Source organism: Haladaptatus halobius, from assembly GCF_020618475.1.
GTDB classification, from domain to species: Archaea; Halobacteriota; Halobacteria; order Halobacteriales; family Haladaptataceae; genus Haladaptatus; species Haladaptatus halobius.
On sequence record NZ_CP085338.1, the window covers coordinates 529,725 to 551,188 of the forward strand.

Genomic DNA, 21,464 nt, shown 5'->3' on the forward strand with positions numbered 1-21,464 from the left:
CGAAAAAATCTTTCTCTCCTTTATCCCATAATATTCAATTTCTACCATTTACATTAAAATCTCCCTACTGACCTATCCATTCTCTCTTGCCATTACTTCACCAAATTAATGATATTAAATGCAACCAAAATAGGAGATGTTGTTTGCCGAAGACAACGGATTAACGTTATAGGTAGTCACTACATTTGATTCAAATATGGATGTGACGCGCCGCTATTGGGCTGGGTGTGGACTTGTTTGTTTGCTCGCTGGAGGCGCATGGCTACTCAACAATAGCTTGCTTCTTATTGGTGCTGCCGGAATTGGTAGCGCACTTCTCTCGTCTCAATTGCTTTTTCTTTGGACAATCATTCGAATGACCGACGAATTAGACGTTTCTCAAACACCGACTCAGACACAAGTCGCTGTAAATTCTGATATCCAAATCACGATACAGGGTACCCTTTCAGCACCGACACCGGTGGATATTCAGATTGCAATGCAACCACCACGAACAGCAACAGGAGTTACTGCTGACAACACAATTGAACTCTTAGTCGGCGAACGGGAAGCAACAACGACTGTTACTGCACATTGCCCAGTTGCGGAGCGTCTCCAGTTTCGTCCACCGACAGTGACCTTCACTGATCGAGCCGGGTTTTTCCGTTCGTCGTTCACGCATGGAGAACCAGCGACTGTCACCGTCACACCTGATCCACTCGGTGAGATATACGTAGATGCTGGTGAGAAGAATCAAATAACTAGTCTTGGTGAATACCAACATGGAGAACATGGAACAGGGCTCGACCCAGCGGAGGTTCGACAGTATATTCCAGGGGACACAATTCAAAAAATCGATTGGAAAGTAACAGCACGGCTACGAGAACCTCACGTCCGCGAGTTCGAAGCAGAAACTGATTTACAAACGTATATTTTCTTAGACCAGCGCAAATCCATGTATACTGGATCAGAGACCGCAACAAAATTCGATTACGCGCGGCAAATCGCCCTAGCGTATCTTACAGATTCCCACTCAACGAGTGAACCGCTTGGCCTCAGTTTAATACAAGAGGAGCAAATAATCGATTTCCCTCCCGCCGCAACGCAGGATCACTACTCTCGACTACGAACACACCTCTACGACCGGACGCTGCCGAAAACTACAGTGCTTCATTCTGAACCGTTCGAACAACCAATAGAGCAGTTTACAACGACGGATCAAAAAGCGACTCGCCTTCAATCACAGCCGTCACAATTCGCACAGAAATTACATCCTCTGTTATCTACTCAGGGTGCGCGTATCCATCAAGTTAATGATGATCCACTTTATCGAACCGTTCAATCCCAATTAAAATCCACCTCCGGCATTACGAGAGCGGTACTGATCACTGATGATGTCGATCGAATCGAAGTTTATGAGGCAGTCAAATTAGCACGGCAGCTTAGTGATTCTGTTTCCGTTTTCCTCATTCCGAATATCCTGTTCGAGCAGAAAGGTATTGTAGAAGCCGAGGATGCATACCAACGCTATCTCGACTTTGACCAGTTTCGGCAATCACTTACTCAATTAGATGGGGTAATTGCATTCGAAGTTGGATCGACAGATACCGCAAACCACCTCCGTACTACGTCCGCTACGTCTCACCAGCAGCGATCACCAACTTCCCCAGAACAATGAATGTAAACCGGATTTCAGCGTGGATCGAAGCAAGTGGCGTTGGTATTACAGTACTTATTCTAGCAATTGCACAGGGGTTTCCTGGCATCGTTGCCGGAGGATTGCTTGTTCTCTTTTGGTATACCTGCCCATCCCTGTATACAGTCGGGTACGGACAAATCGCACTCGGCGCTCTACTGATTCCCGCCGGGACGACGGTTCAAATTGTAATTGCCGAAATTGGGCTACTAATAGTACTTTTAACGCCAGGTCTTCGTCTAGATCAACCACTTGCACGGACGCTAACTACGTTAGGCAGCGTTGTTTTGCTCGTTGGTGGTGTACTCGCTGGCATATCGTTGGACGTCAATCATAGTCAAACCGGTATTATTTTAATTAGTGTTCTTGGAATAGTTACATACGGTATGCATCGGTACGAACGGGTCGCTGTGGGAGCAATTGAGGAGTCTCATGAGTAAGCAACAACTTGCAGCAGACGATCATCGGGAAGATCACCCAGACACGGATTCTGCTGATCTAAATCGTGAAGAGCTTCGCGCACAAGTAGATGTTCTCACCGAAGAGAATGATCGACTTCGCAGAGCATATTCTCATTCAAAACAAAAAGAATATCGATATACCGCCTTTGGCCTTGTAGGGATTGGCCTACTTTGTACTGTGGGAGCAATTATCTTTCCAGATTCTCAGCGAGTACTGTTTGCACTAGCAGGGTGTGGACTCTTTGGTGCAGTCCTCACGTATTTTTTGACGCCTGAACGTGTGATCCCAGCGTCTGTTAGCGAGCGAATTTATTCAGCCTTTGCACTGAGCAACTCCTCACTGAGTACCGAATTAGGACTTCAAGACGAAGCCATCTATATTCCATCTTCGACATCGTCAGCGGCATCATTTGCCGACGTGCGTTTGTTCCGACCACAGCATACTGAGTACCAACTTCCAACGGACGACGAGCTTACGTCTACTCTTGTGGTGACAGAGAATGAATTGAAACATGGTCTTTTACTTTACCCAACGGGAGCTGCGCTACTACAAGAGTTCCATCACATGACTGATGAAATGCCGTCAGAGCCAGGTAATCTTGCAGACCAGCTCACAGAGTCACTCGCCCAAGGATTTGAGCTAGTTGGTGCAGCAAATGCAGAATATTCGGAAGGAGAAGATCAAGTTACCATTAGTATTGCAGAGAGCTCCTATGGGTCAGTGACTCGGTTTGATCACCCAATCCCTTCCTTTCTTGCGACTGGCTTTGCAGCTAGCATGCAAACGCCAGTTAGCGTCGAAACAATCGAAGTAGAAGATGATCGATTCGACTACCTGATCACATGTACATGGTCAAACGTCTAGCTGGATAGGGTGATATCCTCACCCGGCTTAAACGGGGACTCCCTCTCTCTGTCTGAAAGAAAGTTGCTAAAATCACTCGCTAATTTTCCCCTCTCTGAAAATGGAAATAACCAGGCGAAAATAAAAGTATCTCACCTACCGGTCCTCGCCAGTTGTAGAAATAAATTGTAGGGGGATATTGAAATTGACCATTCTCAGGTTGTGATTACTATGTTTCAGGCAGTTAGTAACTTTCTCGGTAGTACTCAGAAGTTAGAAGAAGGAGAGAGAAATGGGTTACAAAAGGGTACTCTTGACACAGTGGTCACGCCGCGATTGGTTAACAGTACTTATTATTTCCGTCACAGCAGCGTTTCTCGTTGGCACGACATTGTTGCTGTCCGCTGCGGGTGCACAGTCAGCAGCACTGGCAGGGAATTATAATAACTCGATGGTCGTTGAACACTCTGATTCATATACCAAAGCCCAGCGGACTGCGGCCAATAGCGATCTTGTATTCCCAACAACGACGGTGATACGAAATGGTGAGAAACAATATATCGTCGGTGTTCCAGCTGACGCCCCGACCGAACTCACACAGCTTTCTGTTTCATGGCGAAAAGCATCGATCCCCCGACCACCAGCGAATGGATTACGGGGAACAGTTTCTACACCGACGCAACAACAACTCCAAACGAATGATGGTCGAACACTCTCGGTGCAGGTCGTGCCTTACAACTCGACTGATTCAATTTTTCCCCATTCATGGTACGTCGCAAACCCTACTACGGTCCAATCGCTTGGTGACACAGATGCGCTGATAATTCGAACGAATGTGTCGAACAGCAATGGATGGAAGCTACTCCCACAACAAGGAACAGTGAGTCCCTCGCTTTTCGCCTACTTTCTCGGGGGGATGCAAGAAGTCCTGCGCGTGCTTTTCGCAGCAACTGCTGGTGCTGCTGTGCTCATTCTCGTCGTATTATATAATGTGACGAAGATGAGTGTCCGAAGTCGTCTCAAGACAATTGAAGTGATCCGATCAACTGGCGGCACTTCACGACGAATTATTGGTATTTTTGCTGTTCGAGCTGGTACCTTAGCCCTTGTCGGTTCGCTGCTTGGTTACGCACTTGGTGTGATCGTCACACGAGCGACAGTGAATATCGCGATTTTTCTCGGCTTATCGATTTCACTGGAGCCAGCGGTTACACCGTCAGTTGCACGGATATTGTTGCCGATGCTGCTCAGTCTAGTCGCTGTTGGTGTTCTTGCAGGGATTTTAGCAGCGTGGCCGACGATAACGACTCCACCGTCTCAATTAGCACAGTCAACGGGAGCAAAACAAATCCGCGATTCATGGTTAGGATCACTTGAATCCCGACTTCGGCCACAGTTACTTGACTGGCGAGCCATAATCCCTGCTACGACTACGTTGACTGTCTTTGCAGTGATTGTGCTTCTCTCTGGATCACTTATCGGTGTACTTGCTCCACTCACAACAGCTTCCACAGGGACAGTGACGGAACCCGGAGCATCATATCCAATGGCGAGTCGAATTGAAAGCCAATATGCAACGGAACTCAGAGACCAAGGACTCAATGCGAGTCCAGAAGTTATCGTTGCACAAGTCGCTAATGGAAAACCGTACCTCGCTCGTGGGGCGAATTATACGGCATTTGCTGCCGTTTCGGACGCAAACTTGATCAAAGGGCATCCACCGCGCTCAAAGACTGAGGCAGTTATTGGGCGTGATCTTGCTCAAACACTTGGTATTGAGGTTGGTGAATCTATCACCCTTGGGGGAAGTACCTCACCCGCAGTCACCCGAGTTACAGTTGTGGGTGTCTATCGTGCGCCAGGGGTTTTGGATGATCAGCTGATTTTCCCCCTTGCAACCGCCCATGATCTCTCGACAAGGCCTGGCGTTGTCCATTTCATTCGTACGTCGGGTGGAGACCCTGATCTTCAAAAGGGACAGGCAACCGGAGCAGGGACGCAACAAGTGATTACAAGTGGTGTCTCTGCACCAAACGAAACAGTCGTTGGTGAACCGACTCCGATCTCAATCACACTGCAGAATATCGGCTCTCAAACGCAGACTCGCCAAGTGACGGCCACGCTTGGCAGTGCAACACAGCAGCGCTCTGTGACACTCCAACCAGGTGAGGAAACTACAATTCGGATGAATCTCAGTGTCAACACTGCTGGCAAGTACACGTTGCATGCTGGGTCATATTCACAGCCAATCCACGTGTATCAACAATCACCACTCGTACTTCCGCTTGTACCACAGCACGCACCACCAGGGTCAACAGTGGCTATTCCCGTTCAAACGGTGACTGGAGCAAATGTTTCTGGTGCAACACTCCAGGTAGGGGACACAGTGACGCAGACAAACGATCGGGGGATTGCACTTGTAACGCTTCCAGAGACACCAGGTACCTATAATCTGACAACGCGTAAAGGTAGCCGAAGTAATACAACACAGATTCAGATTACACCGAATACTTCACGACAACTCTTTGCTGATGTGAAGGTGACACCACAGAAGGCAAGCGTCTATACTCAGCCAAAAGCGACGGTCACCGTTATCAACCCGTGGGGGACGAAGCTCACACGGAACTTGTCACTCGTAACACCTGCTCGAACGACGACTCGAACTGTGACACTCCCACCGTATAATATGAGTACAATGCCCGTCACATTAGGAAAGACGGATTCAACGGATCGTCTTGCTCCAGGGGACTATTCTGTTCGGGTTGTATCCGAGGGTCAAACGCTGGCCACAGATTCTTATGTCATATTGGGTGACGATCGTATTGGCTCGACGCTTGCCCAAGATACGCAGTATTCTGCCGGTAGTGGGATTGGCCAAGCAGTTATGCGGATATTTGGGAACTTCAAATTGCTCTTAGCAGGCATGATCATCCTTGCTAGTGTCACAACCATCGGAAGTACGACTGCAACGTTTGCACAAGTGGTGCATGCCCGTCGACGAGCGGTTGGCATACATCGTGCAACAGGCGCTTCTCGTTGGCAGATACTCCGATTACTCCTTAGCGATGTGTGTCGATTATCAATTCCTGCGACGATTGCTGCCTTGCTCTGTGCATTTGCCATTGTGTCTGGGATGGCGATGACAGGAATGCTCACAATTTTCGGAATCCAACTATCAGTCACCACGTCGTTGTTCGTTATTTTAAGCACTGGACTTGGTGCACTCTTCCTTTCTTGTCTGAGTGCAATGCTGGCTGCCCTCCCATTCCTCACGACAGAGCCCACCAAGTTACAAGCAGAAAGCGATGTGAAAGCGCCGACGCACAGCACTTCAGAAAATGGCATTGAAGGGCAGTATTCAAAGGTGGAACAAGGCAATGACGAGAAAGTCGAAGAAAGCACGGACTTGCAGCAGAATACGTCCTCTACTTCTGACTGAAGATTTACCGTCAAATCGGTTTTCAATAGCGTAACGAAGGACAAATTAAATTGAATTCGACATAGATTCAGCACCACACTTTTTGTTTGGTGCAGTCATACAACTTGTTAAATGCAAGAGACCGTCCTCAAAGCGACCGATATTAGCGTTACCCGTGGTTCCTCTGAAATCTTGTCGAATGTTTCCTTAAGAATTCCTGCTGACGCACGGTTGCTTATTCAGGGGCCAAGTGGGGCAGGTAAAACGACCCTCTTCAATATTCTCGGGTTGTTAGACACGCCTTCTAGTGGCAAACTGATGGTCATGGGTTCTGATGCAAGTACGCTACCGGAACGAGAACGAGCCCGCTTGCGTCGTGATACGATTGGATTTATTTTCCAGGATTTTCAGTTGATCTCTGATCTCACTGCGTGGGAGAACGCGGCGGTACCCCAGGATCATACCGGTGAACGTGATGAATCTTGGCTCAAAACTCTCTTCACACAACTGGACATCGCAGATTTGACCGATCAGTATCCTGCAACGCTCAGTGGTGGTGAAAAACAACGCGTTGCAATCGCTCGTGCGCTTGCGAATCGGCCGGCAATTATCCTTGCTGATGAGCCAACAGGGCAACTTGATCCAGACACGACCGATAAAGTGCTTGAACTTCTGTTTGAAGTCCAAGAGAGTACCGACACAGCACTTGTTACAATTAGCCATGACGTGCAGTTGAGCCCACTCTATCAGGATACTATGTTCTTAGCAGACGGTGATATCGTTGAGCGAAAAGTCGAGCCGTGATTGTAGTAGCCGAGTTGACCTTGGATCACTCCTGTGAATAAGGTTTTACGCCAATTTACAATAAGCAAAGTGGAAACGACCACTGTGACACCCTCACGAAAAAGTGAATAGCGAAATATACTCTGTCTGTAACCGTTTGAACGTGTTCTTTGTTCAGCCAAGAATGAAAACGAACCGTATGACATGAGATGGACAATTCAAATTAACGACTCAATCATAATGGAGACAGCAGGAAACCCGCGACTTCAGGCGCGGGAGGAATGCGTTCGCTGACTATACAACTACCGTCGATTGCGTGCGACGGTTTCGCCGGTAAATCGCAAGCCTTAGTAGCGTTGGTACAATTTACCATGGTAGAGCATTGAGTCCAAAATGGACTCTTTGTACGGGCCTCCGTAGGCAGGCCCCAAACTCGGGGACGGATGACGCCGCGCCGCTCTCGTTGCAGAAGCGACGATGAAGCGGGGGGAGTCCACCGAGAATTAAAGCGGTGTGAGCCAGCCTGTCGCGTCCCTCGGTGGGACGCGACAGTGCCTCTCCATGGGCCAGTGCCTTGCCGGACACAAACCCCCGGCAGAGAGTATGACTGACGGCACAGAACAATCCCGTCCGTCCGAACGCTGGGCGTGTAGCCCGCCACGTCGTCGCCAAAGGTGTGTCTGAAACCTCATCGTGGGGAATGCCACACCCTTGAGGGCGTGGTAGCTTACTGTTGACGGCCCTCGATGACGTCGTCGCGGTGGCGGTGACATGCCGCAATATGGGGCGACGTTCCATACTCCGTCGGCACCTCGTATTCGGGTAGCTGCCGGGCACAGATACTCTGTTCTGCGAACGACGCCGTCAGGAGTTCCGACGCGCGCTCCCACTCTTCATTCGTGAGTTGATCGATTGCATCATCGACGATACGGCCTGCCTCGCCGTCTGGTTTTGCGTCGTCGAAGAACCGAGACTCAATGGTAGCTTTATCGGTTCGTTCGAACGACCGCCGCTGGACTTCACGAAGGAATCGACGTGTATTCTTCCATTCATCAGGTGAGAAATCATACTCGGAGGGTGCAATGAGCTTCGGACATCGCGTGCGGAACCGACAGCCACTCGGTGGATTAATAGGACTCGGAACATCGCCCTCAAGCACACCACGAGTCCCGGTCACCCGCGGATCAGGAACTGGAATTGATTCGAGGAGTGCCTCCGTGTAGGGGTGCTGTGGGTTCTCGAATAACTCTTCCTTGTCCGCGAGTTCAACCAACTGTCCGAGATACATTACTGCTACGCGGTCGCTGATATGGCGAATGACGCTCAAGTCATGGGCAATAAACAGGTACGTCAGCCCGAACTCTTCTTGGAGATTGTTCATCGTATTCAGAACCTGGGCTTGAATCGAGACGTCGAGTGCCGTAACAGGTTCGTCACAGACGATGAAGTCCGGATTTACGCTCAGTGCACGCGCGAGATTCACGCGCTGCCGTTGCCCGCCCGAGAAGGCGTGCGGGTAGCGGTTGTAGTGCTGCGGATCGAGACCGACTTTTTCAAGCAACTCACGGGCTTGAGCCTCTCGTTCGTCCGCGTCATACAGTCCATGGGCTTTCATCGGCTCCTCAACGATTGGGCCAATTTTCATCCGTGGATCGAGCGACGATTGCGGATCCTGGAAGATCATCTGCATATCTCTGCGCTGCGCCCGTAGTCCCTCGCTGTCTAACTCAGTCAGGTTTTGCCCCTTGAAGTAGACAGTGCCCTCGGTCGGCTCAATGAGTTGCAGAAGTGTCCGGGCCAGCGTGCTCTTTCCACACCCGGACTCGCCAACGAGTCCAAGCGTCTCTCCTTTCTGAATCTGAAAAGAGACGTCTTCAACAGCCCGAACCCGTTGCTCTTCACCGAATAGCCCTGATAGAAATCCGCCACCACTGGAGAAATGTTTCGTGAGCCCCTTGACTTCGAGAAGCGGTTCTCCAGCCCTCGTCTCGTCCTCCGCGATTCGATCGGCAGTAAGCGAGTCACTCATATCAGTCACCTCTCTCGGAAGTGTTACTCACAATATCACCGGAGATCCCAGTATTCGCGCGAATGTCGATAGGATCGCTGACCCAGTAGCCGACATCGAACTCATCGTGCTTCACGCATGCCGCTCGATGTGACTGTTCGTCCGGATCTGCTACCTCGCGACAATCGGGATGAACCTCCGTGCAAACCTCCCGGGCGTCCGGACAACGCGTGTGGAATCGACAGCCCCGCGGCGGGTCGATAGCCTCCGGCATTACGCCATGAACAGGGTTCAGTTCATCAATAGTCTGGTCAGGGCGAGGCATCGAGTCCAACAGCGCCTCCGTGTAGGGATGTTTCGTGTCGTAGAAGAGATCGTCGACTGTTGCTTGCTCGACGATCTCACCGAGATACATCACGTTGACGCGGTCGCAGAGCTCGGCGACGACACCCATATCGTGAGTAACCCAGATGAAACTCGTATCGTACTTCTCCTGTAGCTCGTCGACGAGTGAAAGGATTTGCCCTTCGACGGTTACGTCGAGCGCGGTCGTCGGTTCGTCCGCGATGATGAGGCTCGGTTCGCACGCGAGTGCCATGGCGATGAGCACGCGCTGGCGCATCCCGCCCGAGAACTGGTGGGGGTAGTTGTCGTACCGTTTTTCTGGTTCCGGAATGCCGACCTCGCGGAGCATGTGAATCGCCTCCTCTTTTGCCTCCTGTTTCGAGAGTCCGCGATTGAGTTCGATGAACTCCCGAAGTTGACCTCCGACCGTGAACACCGGGTTCAGACTCTCCATCGGGTCTTGGAAGATGATAGCAATTTCTTTTCCGCGAATCCGTCGGCGCATCTCCTCGTTCGAGAGCATCTCGTCTCGGGGGTGGAGGTCACCGTTTGGATTTTCTTCAAGACCGAATAGTATCTCATCTTTAAATCGCACCTCCCCGTCGACGATTTCACCAGGCGAATCAATCAGTCGAAGGATGCTTTGGGCCGCGACGCTCTTTCCAGCGCCCGATTCGCCGACAAGCCCAACGATTTCCCCTTTGTTTACGTCAAAAGAGATGCCGTCAACTGCTCGGACGACACCCTCTTCGGTGAAAAACTGCGTCTTCAGATCTTCTATTTGGAGTAGTGTGTCTGTCATATTAATTCTTGATTCGTGGATCGAGCGCGTCTCGCAGACCGTCACCGAGCAGGTTGAACCCCATCACCGTGACGAGGATGGCGATTCCCGGCCACAAGCTGAACCACGGGTCTGGCAGCATGTAGCCTCGTGACTGACTTAGCATCTGTCCCCACGACGGCGTCGGTGGTTGCGCACCGAATCCCAGGAACGAGAGGCCGGCCACGATGAGGATGCTGATGCCGACCTGCAACGTCGCCTGGACGAGGACGGGTGCGAAACTGTTCGGGATGACGTGTCGGAGGATGATGTTCCGATCCCTGACGCCGGCGGCGCGGGCCGCCTCGATGTACTCTTCTTCACGGACGCTGACCACGCGCGATCGGATCAGCCGGGCGAACACCGGAATCGTCGTGATGCCGACGCCGATCATTGCGAAGGTGAGATCGCGCCCGAATGCGGCCATGAACGCGATGACCAACACGAGGAACGGAATCGCGTACAGCGTCTCAACCACGCGCATCAGCGTATCGTCGATCCATCCACCGTAGTAGCCCGCGACTGCTCCAGCGAGCGTTCCGCACACCAGTCCGAACCCAGTCGAGACGATACCGACTTGCATCGCTATCCGCGACCCGTACACGAGGCGGACGAGGATGTCCCGCCCGCGGTGGTCGGTTCCCAGAGGATACTTCCATATTCCGCTGCCGAATGTATTCTCCATCCCGACCGGCGGTAACAGGATTCTGGCGTTCGCCGGGTCGTTTACCGGGTTGTACCAGAATCGGGACGCGATGGCGTAGTCGAATATCTTGGCGTCGATGTAGGCGAATACCGCCATCGCCGTGATAAAACCAATAATGTAGAGCCCAATTCGGGCCGTCGTATCCCGGCGGATCTGTTCGACGGTGTATCGCCAGCCGACGTTGGCCTCGACTCGGTCGCCGCCCTCGTATTGGTCGTTCGTCTGCGGTTCACGAAGTTCGTCTGTTTGAGTTTCAGTCGTTCCCATCGTCAATCCACCTCATCGTAGGTCACGCGGGGGTCGATGTACGCGTACGACAGGTCGGTGAGGATGACCCCGATGACGAACGTCACGCCGAAGAAGATGGTCGTCCCCATGACCAGCGGATAGTCCTGATTGTTGATCGCCGTGATAATGAGCCGCCCCATCCCGTTGATGTTGAACACTGTCTCGGTCAATACCGCACCGCCGAGCGCCGACGTGAGTTGCAGCCCGACGACCGTGATGACAGGAAGCTGTGCATTTTGAAACGCGTGCTTTCGGACAATCTTTTGTTCCGAAACGCCGTACGCCCGCGCCAATTTCACGTATTCCTGTTGGAGCACTTCGAGCATCGACGACCGCTCGATGCGCATGATGGCGGCCATCTGGAGCGTGCCGAGCGAGAGCGTCGGCAGGAGGAGGTGCATCACCGTCGACTGTAATACGTCGAGCCGCGATGACGCCCCCGGAACCGAGCTTGGAGCCGTCCACGGAAGGACGAGCCCCGTTGCCGGGAACCATTTTAGATGGTACGCGAAGATGATGATCAACATCAGTCCGATCCAGAACGACGGCGTGCTGACGCCGACGAGCGCGACGACGCGCGAGACGTGATCAGTCGGCTGGTTGCGCCGTTTCGCTGAGACGATGCCGAGTGGGATGGCGCCCACGAGTGCGAACGCGAAACTGGAGAGCATGAGGAGGAGCGTCACTGGCAGTCGCTCCATGATCTTCGTCAGCACGGGCGTTCCGTAGTAGATACTCTGGCCGAAGTTCCCTTGTGCGACCGAAACGAGGTAGTTCACGTATCGCACCGGGAGTGGCTTGTCTAACCCATACTGAGCACGAATCTTCTCGACCATCTCCGCACTCGGCGACGGCCCGAGCATTATCTGGACGGGATCGCCTGGAATCGCGTTCGTCAACAGGAACGTTATCGTGACGATTCCGAGGAGGACGGGAATGGCCTGTAGTAATCGTCGAATTGTATAGCGGAAGAGTGCCATATGTATTTTATCGAAGAGAGATGGGGGAGGGCTTACTTCGATCCGATCGACGCGTTCGTGTAGTCCGTCGAGAGGACGAAGCTCGAGACGGGATGCGCCTTGAACCCCTTCACCTTCTTCTTCATACCGTAGCTGTTCTTGAGGTTGTACGCCGGGATATGTGCCCGGTCTTCCAACAACTGCGTGATGGCGTTCGTGTACAGCTTCTTTCGCTCGGCTCGATCAGCCGACTGTCGTGCGTTCACGATCTGCTTGCTCACATCAGTGTAGAAGGTACCGTCCGTCGTTCCTTGCGCCTCCTTCGTGAAGAAGTAGTAGGTGAACGCGTCCGGGTCGGGCGTGCCCGACCATCCCAACGTATACATGTTGTAGTCGCTCGGCTTCCCCGAAACGTACTTATTGAGGAACGCACCCCAATCGAGTCGCTGAACGTTCCCGTTGTAGCCCGCCTCCTTCAGCCCGTTGGCGACGGTGACGCCGAGCTGTTCACGCTTGTCGTCTGGCGGGACGATAATGTTCGCGTTCCAGTTGTCTGGAACCGAGTCTGAATCGTCGAGGATCGTCTTCGCCTTGTCGATATTCTTGTTGTGCGGAATCCCCTTCCACTTCTTCAGGGGCATCCCCCACTTCTCAGCGATTTGTTTCGGCAGCGGGCTGTACTGGCGCACGCCGCTCGGTTCGACGAAGTTGGAGACCGCCTGATCCATGTCGAAGCAGTAGTCGATGGCCTCTCGAACCTTCGGGTCGGCTGTTGGCCCGGCCTTGCAGTTGAATGCGAGGTAGAAGTACCCCATTCCGATGACCGACTCGATGTTGGCGTCGCCCATGCTCTTTACCTGTTGCCAGAGCTTGGGCGGAATCTCCTCGATGACGTCGCTCTCGCCGGTCTGTAAGCTCGTCAACCGTGTCGTCGGCTCTTCAATGGGTTTGTACTCGACTTCTGCGAGGTTCGGCTTCGGATCGCCCCAATAACCATCCCATCGTTTAATCTTCGCGAATTTCCCTTCCTGCCAGCTATCGAACTTGAACGGGCCGGAGCCGACGGGGTTCTGCTTGTTGAACTTCTTTTTGTTCTGCTCCCGAACCTTTTTCGGCACGATCGACCAGGTCAGCGAGTTCATGAACGGACCGTACGGATACTTGAGGTCGAACTTGACCGTCCGATCGTCGACTGCAGTGATCGAATCGATCATGTTCAGCTCCGCCGCGTTCTCCGTCTCCTCTTTGACCGGCGCTTCGAAGGAGTACTTCACGTCCTCGGGGGTGACAGGGTCGCCGTTCTGGAACTTTGGTCCCTGTTTCAGCTTTACGATGTACGTCTTGCCGTTGTTTTTGACCTGTGGCTTGTCGGTCGCCATCTGCGGAACCACGTTGATTCCGTCATCATAGGTGTAGAGGCCCTCGAACACGCGATCCGCCACCTGTGAGGATGGGACATCGTTGAGGACGATAGGGTCAAATTCAAGTGGGCTTTTCACTTGTGCAAGCGTTAGTTTGCTGCTCTGTGATTGTTGGCCTCCTTGATTCGAATTGTTCTTGTTATTCTTCTTGTTCTTATTCTTATTCTCACTACCGCTGCAGCCGGCAAGTGAAGCAATTCCTATTGCGCCGAATCCCTGGAGAAGACGCCGTCGTTTGATCTTATCTGGAGTTCTTTCGTTGTTTGCCATTCTATTTCACCTCATAGGTAACCGCTGGCATATACCTAACCAGGTAAAACCCATATAAAAGAATTCTGATTTAGTCGGATGAGATACTATTCTCTAAAATATAATGTGTAAAATACCGTTTCGGTCAATATACTATACGGAATTGAATAAAAAGTGAAGGAATTAATTCTTGGAAAATAAAAAGACTAACCGACAACGGCGTTTACGTGCTCCAATATCACTTTGTGACCGTCACGAAGTACCGCGTAGACCTACTCACCGATGAAATCGCAGAACGCATCGGTGAGATTGCCAGCGACATCTCCGAGGACATCGACGTGAACATCCAGAACGTCAACGGCGGAAGCGACCACGTTCACATTCTCTTCACGGCGAAGCCCACGACCGACCTTACCAAGTTCATCAACTCGCTCAAGGGCGTTACGTCCCGCAAAATCCGCGACAAGAATCCCGAGGTTCGGCAGGCGCTCGACAAAGCGTTGTGGCAACCGGGGTACTTTCTCGCCACCACCGGTCAAGTGAGCATCGACGTACTTCATGAGTACGTCGAGGAGCAGTAGCGATGTCCACGACCGTCACGAAGACGTTGTAGGCGACGTTTGCGCCACCCACCGCGCACAAGCAGTCGAAACTCAACGACCTGCTCGAAACGTACCGTGACGGTCTACAAGAGGCGTTCAATGCCAGGGCGAGTACGATGTCGGCGGTGAGCGACATCGTGACGCTCTACGACCTGCCGTATTAGGCGAAGGCTGCTCTGTGCAACTACGTCCCGAAACTGCGGAAGACATACAACGCGAAGGAGTTGGACGATGACCACCCGATACGGCTCACGAACCAAGCCGCGAAGTTCGACCACTCCGATGAACGCGACTACGAGTTCACGTGGTGGGTTCCGCGCCCCGGTCGGGGAACGAATTTCTGGATTCCACTTCGTATCAACCCCGAGCAGGAAGATCTCTGGCACGACCTCGTAGCAGAGGACGCGAAGGCGGGCGAGATACGACTTCAGAAGCACCGGAAGAACTGGGTACTACACGTCACCGTCGAGTACCCGGTCGAAGAACCAGCGCCGGACGCTGACGCCACGCATATCGGCTTAGACATCGGAGAAACCGCCCTGATAACGGGCTGTGCCCTCAAGGACGGTTCTCTGGCTGACCCGTTCGTGTATGACGGAAGCAGAGCAAAGCACCTCTGCAAAGAGATGCACACGACCCTGAAACGCCTCCAAGAGCGCGAAGCGTCCGAGTGGCGGATTGAAGACCGTTTCTCGCACTACCAGAACGCGCTCACCGACATCGTGGAGAAGGCGTCTCGGCAGGCCGTCGAGTACGCCACACAGTTCGAGAATCCGGTGTTGGTGATAGAGGACTTGACGTACATTCGGGAACGTCTCGACTACGGGAAGTACATGAACCGTCGCCTTCACTCGTGGGCGTTCGCCCGACTGCAAGGGCGTATCGAGGACAAGACGACGGAAGCGGGCATCCTGGTCGAGTACGTGAATCCGGCGTACACCTCGCAGACGTGCCACGCGTGCCACCGTAATCGGTCAGCGGGACTCGCAGGCTGATTTCTGGTGTCCGAACGACGACTGCCACGTTTCGACGTTTCAGGCTGATATCAACGCTTCCGCGAATATCGCACGACGGGTTGACCCGTGGGGAGAGAGCGTTCCGCTTGACAAGGCGGAACGCGATGACTCGCCATGGGATAGGAGCGGTTGTGACACCGCCACGACCCACCGTGAGAAGTGCGTACCAGCGCAGATGACGCTCACGGCATTTCGAAAGTCGAAACCCTCTGCCAGCGACGACTAACTGGTATTCCTCATGTTGGGGAAGCCTCGCCGTAAACGGCGAGGAGGATGTCACGCCTAGCCTATGTTAATATCTGACCTTTCACGAGGTAAAGAAACAAAAGACAGACATAAGAACACATATGTTTTTGGTCTCGAAGTACTAGTTGTAGACTAGTGAAAATGTCGATTCTAGAAACAATTATCATGCGGTACCGATCTACGAAAAAGGAAGACCCACTCTATCAATGCAAATCATGTAATGCAACAGCCAAGGCTCTGACAAAACATATTGTCTGCCCTGAATGCGGGGGAAAACTCGAACGGATAGACCTCTCTAATAAATAATATGAAATGGACTTCCTTCCCTGCTTGTTGTAAATGTTGATATAAAATTTGAAATTAGAAGCCAACACCGAGTGGGATACTGGGAGAAAATGTTCTATTTCGATCATTGATTCTCTTGTTAGTAGTCGGAATTCACAAAGCCTATTAGCCGGGATTTAGTGGAAATATTATGAACCTACTGCCAGACATCCATCGATTCTTCCCGTCTAGCGATCAACAAGACGTAGTCGTTGAATGTCGGCGGTGTGGGACAACTCTCGATAAAACCGCAGAGTCCTGCCCGCTTTGTGGTACTGATTCGATCGCCCATTTTGAAATTTCATAACATATTCTTTCTTACGCCTGGATTCGAATTAATACTAGTTATTGACAATAAATTAGTCGATCATGATCTTACTTAATTGCAAGAGCTAAGGCCTCTTCTTCAGTGAACAAGCAAAGCAGTGGGGTAGATGGTTCTTAGATCCTCATATCTGAGCTCGGTCGTGTCGTGGAGGACTCAAGAACAAAGAAGTTGGCATACTGAATGTATTGATGATCAAGTAATGAACCAGCCGGATAGGTGGAAGTATAAATCTTCCCGGCTGCTACGACGGGCGTTCCAGCTGCGGGTGGGCCTTCAGGGTTCATAATGAGATTAGATGGATCCAACAAATATGTCCATTCACGATTACCGGTCGTGAGATCGAGTGCATAGACAGCTGCTCGTCCTATTCCGGGTTTCGATGGTAGCATATATCGACCACCGACATAGATAGTATCGTTAGCTACTGTGAGATTGCTAAAGAACTCTCCGTCGAGTTCTTTTCTCCAAATCCTTGCACCTGTCTCAGCGTCAAGTGCTGTTAGTACGTTACCTTCGTTCGAATCGTAGAGGAGGACATGACCATTCGCGACTGCAAATCGTCTGTCTAACACCCGTCCAGTTTCTGGGGAATACGACCATTCTACCCTTCCACTATCTGCTGCTCGCGCTTCAACAGTTACAATATCATCATCACCTTCAATATATTCTGTTCTAAGATAATACACTCGCCCATTATCGATAACGTGATTGTTGAAGGCAGTTTCCTGGTCAGTTATCTTCCATTTTACTGATCCATCATCCGCGTTCAAAGCTGTTCCGTCACTGAAAAATAGTGTTCCATCGTGATAGCTCAATGCTCCATCGCTACCGTCTGATAACATACCGACGCCGTCGGTTTTCCAAATCGTCTCACCAGTCATACTATTGAGTGCGTATGCGCCCTCTCTATTCGACGTGTATATTCGGTCTACAATGACGATTGGAGAAGTCCACTTTAGAAAATCCGTTCGACTCCATCTGGTTTCACCGTTTTCGATATCTAGTGCGTAGAGCCCTCCCCTGTTCTCTTCATCAGCCTCTGATATACTTGTAGCAAAATATAGCATTTCGTCGCTGATCGCCGGAGTTTTCGGTGAAGGGAGATCGGATTCTTTCCATACTTGATCGCCAGTCTCTATATCGTAAGCACCAATGTACCCTTCACTTTCACTTGAAGTGTCATCTGTCGTCACTGGAAGATAAACGAATCCATTGGCTACTACTGGTTCCTTGGAGAACATACTGCCGTCCAAATCCATTTTCCAGCTCGTCGTTGCGAATGGATTCGGTCCATTCTCATTGATCGCGCCTGTTCGCTTCGAATTCGATCTGGCTGTTGTCCAACTGCTGGTGTCAGTAGTATCTTTTGCAGTTCTTTCTTGAGCAGCAGTATTCGTAACCTCCACACTCATCGTACCTATTGAAACCCCAACAGCCTTTAGAAACGTTCGCCGGCTATTTCCCCGATTTTTCCCCGAAGAGTGATCGCTCATATATCATAATATAAGAAATAATGCTATTACATTAATCTATCGATTTGATTTTTGATACGTATGGTAAAACATATGTGGTGGAAACATTTTTACTATACTAGTAAGAATGAAGACGGTACTAATGATTATAGATAGTAAAGAATATGATTGTAAAGAAGAACAAAGCGCAAAGGAGACTATGATTACCCCGAGTAATATGAAAAATTATGTTTCATCTAACGTCGAACGATACATTTACAATAGGCTTAATCATCCATCTCTCAAAATTCTCCATAAGCTAATTCTTAACCAAGGAAATCCGTCATCCTCGGTTGATCAAACAAAGTTCCTGCAAGGGTGTATTTAGATGCCTACGTATAACATAGTAGACGAAGGTGCGGATAATACAGGGAATAAAGCTATCGACTCTGTTCTTGATCGAATCATTGGCGATAATACTACAATAGTGTTCCCGCCAGGGACATACAAACTCAATGAACTCGTTGTTCCGTCTGGTCTCAATAATCTCCAACTTACCGCACCAGACGGTGCACGTCTTATTCCCGGTCAATCAGGGGACAATGTTCGATGGTTCGACGTCTACTCGAATGGGTTCGTGCTGGACGGATTTGAACTTGATATGCGGAATACGGAGATCCCGCCTTTCGTACGAATGAACTACAGTTCCGGAGATTGGGAACTCAAGAGGTTAATTACTCGTGGAAAAGTTCGAGCAGCTACGGACTCGAACGTTGGATCTAATAACTCAAGCGATGCACGAACCTATTTCCGGCTATCGGCAGCCGAGGGTACTCGTGGACTACTTCAGGACTGTTATTTCCACGAAGGTGCGTGTGAACCCACCGAAGCAAGCAACCGCCGTGCTATTTTAGTGGAATCTGGAAAGGGTGAACTTGTGTTTAATCGCTGTTGGTTTGAGCTCTGGGCAGAAAATACGATTTACGCCAAAAAACCAGAGGGTCCGCTCCGGATCTATAATAGCTTCTTCCGTAACACACAGGTTGGTATCCGTCTCGGCGGTAATTCCGAGGTGCGAAACTGTGTTTCAATCAAAGACGATCAGCACCCGATCCAAGCATGGTCGGGTGGATCACTCCAGCGTGGTGTGAGTGTAGAGGCAGTGGATCCAGCGGATCCAGCTAACGGTATCAACAGCTATGATGGAACGCTCACGATCGCTGATAGTGACTTCTATCATCGCTATTTAGATTCGAGCTGTGGTGGGCCGATTACAGCTGCAACACCATGTGAACGACTCAATGTTCAGAACGTTCGAATCAGCTATAATTCAGAAAAATATCATGATGCGATTTATACTCTAAATGGATATATGAATGACGGTACGAGGGCAAACCTCCGATATCTTCAGCTCCAGAATATCCATGTCCGAAATGATCATGATTATCAATACGCTGTCTCAATAGAGCAAACACCTGAGGAATGGGGGGAGGTATCTGGTATTCTGGGTGGAGATGGGCCACAGACAGACTCATCATATGTGAGAGATCGAGTGACCACTAACGGCGATCCGATTCCACCGGATACACAACCACCATTGTCAAATCCACCGTCTCTTGGAGAGATTCCACTACAATCGGCACAACTTATCCGTATTGATAACACCGGTAATGAATCCGCTTCTTCTTACCAGATTACCGCCGGTACGTCCGTTCTCCCAGCAGGCGATGATGGTGCGACCGTAGCTATGGACTGGGGAGCGAATGACTCTCCAGTCCGCCCGCCTAATTCACAGCAGGCTACTGGGTCAGTTCCAGCTGGAGAGGTGTATGCTTTCTATGTAACCGGTGGAATCGTTTCGGCTAAAGGAAGCGGCCCTGCAACATGGAGTGTAGACGGGACTGCATTTTCACCAGGCAAGCTACTCTCAACAAACACACTGTCCACTAACCAATCGACTCGTGATGAATGGCACCAAATTGAATCGGATAAACAACCGACAGGAGTCGTCGTTGCGAAACCACTCTCGTATAATGGTAGCGACCCGACCCATGTTCGTCTACAAAATACTATAGACGGTGATTTCGAGTATAAACTTGAAGAATGGGGATATCTTGATGGTTCTCATAGACACGAAACATTCAGTACACTCGCTGTACCCCCAGCTGAATACAAATTAGAGTTGGACTCTGGTTTCCCATACCGAATGAAAGCTGGAACTATCTCTACTGATGAAACCTTCACAACTAGATCCTTCGAAGATTTCTTCGGTACAGTAAAGCCGATTGTTCTAACTCAAACGCAATCATTCAACGGGTTAGACCCAGTTGTCTCACGAGTTTCCAATGTCTCGAGTGATTCATTTGATGGAAAAATCCAAGAAGAGGAAGACGAGGGTGATCATCGGATAGAGACGGTCGGTTATATCGCACTCCAACCGGAAACAGGATATATTGATGATAGACCATTTGAAGTACAGCGGACTGCAGAGACGGTGACTGATCAGTGGACTCACATTGAGTTTGAACAAGAACATAGAAAACCACAGTTTATCGCTGGTTTGCAAACAACTAATGGCCTTGATCCGGCAAGCCTTCGATATCGAAATCTAACAAGTACTAGTGTTGAGGTAAAAGTTGAAGAGGCACAAAGTTACGACAGCGAAACAGACCATACTCAAGAAGTAGTTGGATATGCAGTTTTCGGGGAACCCACTCTCTTGACTAATACGATTTCCAGCCCCCAACAGAATAGAGATTCATGGAATCAAGTTAATTCAGGTGCACAATCAACACGCGTCGTAATTGGAAAGCCTCTCTCACATAATGGTGATGAACCATGTCACGTCCGCCTCCGGAATGTTGCTGACGGTAATTTCGAGTACAAAATCGAAGAATGGGATTATCTTGACGGCTGGCACCTGAGTGAAACATTCCACATACTTGCTGTGGAACCAACTGAGCAAGAATTACAGTTAGATGATGGTTCTCCCTATCGAGTAAAAGCAGGAACTGAGTCTGTTTCTGATAGTTTCACTTCTATCTCACTAGGTAACTTCTTCGGTAATGAGAGACCAGTTATCCTAGCGCAAACCCAAACATTCAATGGACCTCATCCAATTATCACGCGGATAAGAGATATCTCTAATGATTCCTTTGCGGTAGGGCTTCAAGAAGAGGGTTCTGATCCATGGCATACAAGAGAGACACTGGGCTACGTCGCGCTTCAGCAAGCCATGGGGCAGTTTAATCGTGTTCCGTTCGAGGTGCAACGTACCGAAGAAAATATCACAAATCAATGGTCTTACGTAAAATTCCAACAAGAGTACGAATCTCCTCGATTTATTGCCGATATACAAACTTTCAATGGTGTTGATACATCAAATCTACGTTATCGAAATCTATCGAGCACCGGCGTTGAGGTCAAAATCGAAGAAGAACAAAGCGTAGATAATGAAACACAACATCAGAACGCCGAAGCAATTGGTTACGCTGTTTTTGAAGGTTCCATATAGGTATCA

Annotated in this window: 13 protein-coding genes and 1 pseudogene; 8 read left to right on the plus strand and 6 right to left on the minus strand. The window is 50.4% G+C overall.

The window, feature by feature from the left end:
* Positions 1 to 196: 196 nt before the first annotated feature.
* From LIW51_RS30070 to LIW51_RS30085, 5 genes are all read left to right on the plus strand, one after another.
* Positions 197 to 1,657: a DUF58 domain-containing protein gene (locus tag LIW51_RS30070; protein WP_227379208.1), complete on the plus strand. Its 1,461-nt coding sequence runs from the start codon at positions 197 to 199 to the stop codon at positions 1,655 to 1,657.
* Positions 1,654 to 2,115: a DUF8163 family membrane protein gene (locus LIW51_RS40525; RefSeq protein ID WP_497007408.1), complete on the plus strand. Its 462-nt coding sequence runs from the start codon at positions 1,654 to 1,656 to the stop codon at positions 2,113 to 2,115. Before LIW51_RS30070 ends, LIW51_RS40525 begins: the two co-directional genes overlap by 4 nt.
* Positions 2,108 to 3,001 (plus strand): DUF7982 domain-containing protein, encoded by an 894-nt coding sequence (locus tag LIW51_RS30075; RefSeq protein WP_227379209.1) that lies wholly within the window; start codon positions 2,108 to 2,110, stop codon positions 2,999 to 3,001. Before LIW51_RS40525 ends, LIW51_RS30075 begins: the two co-directional genes overlap by 8 nt.
* A gap of 271 nt (positions 3,002 to 3,272) precedes the next feature.
* Positions 3,273 to 6,419, plus strand: coding sequence for an FtsX-like permease family protein (locus LIW51_RS30080; RefSeq protein ID WP_227379210.1), 3,147 nt, complete (start codon positions 3,273 to 3,275; stop codon positions 6,417 to 6,419).
* 111 nt (positions 6,420 to 6,530) lie between these two features.
* Entirely contained in the window at positions 6,531 to 7,202 is a 672-nt protein-coding gene (locus LIW51_RS30085; protein ID WP_227379211.1) for an ABC transporter ATP-binding protein, read from the plus strand.
* A gap of 706 nt (positions 7,203 to 7,908) precedes the next feature.
* Here the strand turns inward: LIW51_RS30085 and LIW51_RS30090 are convergent.
* The 5 genes from LIW51_RS30090 to LIW51_RS30110 are packed head-to-tail and all read right to left on the minus strand — an operon-like array spanning position 7,909 to position 13,998.
* Positions 7,909 to 9,210, minus strand: a complete 1,302-nt coding sequence (locus tag LIW51_RS30090) for an ABC transporter ATP-binding protein (RefSeq protein ID WP_227379212.1) — start codon at positions 9,208 to 9,210, stop codon at positions 7,909 to 7,911.
* Between the two features lies 1 nt (position 9,211).
* Positions 9,212 to 10,336 carry an ABC transporter ATP-binding protein gene (locus LIW51_RS30095; RefSeq protein WP_227379213.1) on the minus strand — a complete coding sequence of 375 codons (1,125 nt, stop codon included), beginning with the start codon at positions 10,334 to 10,336 and terminating at the stop codon, positions 9,212 to 9,214.
* 1 nt (position 10,337) lies between these two features.
* Positions 10,338 to 11,327, minus strand: a complete 990-nt coding sequence (locus tag LIW51_RS30100) for an ABC transporter permease (RefSeq protein WP_227379214.1) — start codon at positions 11,325 to 11,327, stop codon at positions 10,338 to 10,340.
* Positions 11,328 to 11,329: 2 nt separating this feature from the next.
* Entirely contained in the window at positions 11,330 to 12,328 is a 999-nt protein-coding gene (locus LIW51_RS30105) for an ABC transporter permease (RefSeq protein ID WP_227379215.1), read from the minus strand.
* Between the two features lie 32 nt (positions 12,329 to 12,360).
* Complete coding sequence (locus LIW51_RS30110; RefSeq protein WP_227379216.1) at positions 12,361 to 13,998, minus strand: ABC transporter substrate-binding protein; 1,638 nt, start codon at positions 13,996 to 13,998, stop codon at positions 12,361 to 12,363.
* A gap of 176 nt (positions 13,999 to 14,174) precedes the next feature.
* Between LIW51_RS30110 and tnpA the strand changes: the two genes are divergently transcribed.
* Positions 14,175 to 14,558: an IS200/IS605 family transposase gene (gene tnpA, locus LIW51_RS30115; protein ID WP_227379504.1), complete on the plus strand. Its 384-nt coding sequence runs from the start codon at positions 14,175 to 14,177 to the stop codon at positions 14,556 to 14,558.
* 80 nt (positions 14,559 to 14,638) lie between these two features.
* A pseudogene (locus LIW51_RS30120) lies at positions 14,639 to 15,821 on the plus strand (RNA-guided endonuclease InsQ/TnpB family protein).
* Between the two features lie 785 nt (positions 15,822 to 16,606).
* Here the strand turns inward: LIW51_RS30120 and LIW51_RS30125 are convergent.
* Positions 16,607 to 17,752 (minus strand): PQQ-like beta-propeller repeat protein, encoded by a 1,146-nt coding sequence (locus LIW51_RS30125; RefSeq protein WP_255767610.1) that lies wholly within the window; start codon positions 17,750 to 17,752, stop codon positions 16,607 to 16,609.
* A gap of 580 nt (positions 17,753 to 18,332) precedes the next feature.
* Between LIW51_RS30125 and LIW51_RS30130 the strand changes: the two genes are divergently transcribed.
* The gene (locus LIW51_RS30130) at positions 18,333 to 21,458 is read left to right on the plus strand and encodes a hypothetical protein (protein ID WP_227379219.1); all 3,126 of its coding nucleotides are present in this window, start codon (positions 18,333 to 18,335) and stop codon (positions 21,456 to 21,458) included.
* Positions 21,459 to 21,464 lie beyond the last annotated feature (6 nt).

Coding starts and splice junctions, on each gene's coding strand:
- LIW51_RS30085 (WP_227379211.1), top strand. CDS start 6,531: ATGCAAGAGACCGTCCTCAAAGCGACCGATATTAGCGTTACCCGTGGT.
- LIW51_RS30130 (WP_227379219.1), top strand. CDS start 18,333: ATGCCTACGTATAACATAGTAGACGAAGGTGCGGATAATACAGGGAAT.
- LIW51_RS30125 (WP_255767610.1), bottom strand. CDS start 17,752: ATGGATTTGGACGGCAGTATGTTCTCCAAGGAACCAGTAGTAGCCAAT.
- LIW51_RS30075 (WP_227379209.1), top strand. CDS start 2,108: ATGAGTAAGCAACAACTTGCAGCAGACGATCATCGGGAAGATCACCCA.
- LIW51_RS30080 (WP_227379210.1), top strand. CDS start 3,273: ATGGGTTACAAAAGGGTACTCTTGACACAGTGGTCACGCCGCGATTGG.
- LIW51_RS30070 (WP_227379208.1), top strand. CDS start 197: ATGGATGTGACGCGCCGCTATTGGGCTGGGTGTGGACTTGTTTGTTTG.
- LIW51_RS40525 (WP_497007408.1), top strand. CDS start 1,654: ATGAATGTAAACCGGATTTCAGCGTGGATCGAAGCAAGTGGCGTTGGT.
- LIW51_RS30105 (WP_227379215.1), bottom strand. CDS start 12,328: ATGGCACTCTTCCGCTATACAATTCGACGATTACTACAGGCCATTCCC.
- LIW51_RS30095 (WP_227379213.1), bottom strand. CDS start 10,336: ATGACAGACACACTACTCCAAATAGAAGATCTGAAGACGCAGTTTTTC.
- LIW51_RS30110 (WP_227379216.1), bottom strand. CDS start 13,998: ATGGCAAACAACGAAAGAACTCCAGATAAGATCAAACGACGGCGTCTT.
- LIW51_RS30090 (WP_227379212.1), bottom strand. CDS start 9,210: ATGAGTGACTCGCTTACTGCCGATCGAATCGCGGAGGACGAGACGAGG.
- LIW51_RS30100 (WP_227379214.1), bottom strand. CDS start 11,327: ATGGGAACGACTGAAACTCAAACAGACGAACTTCGTGAACCGCAGACG.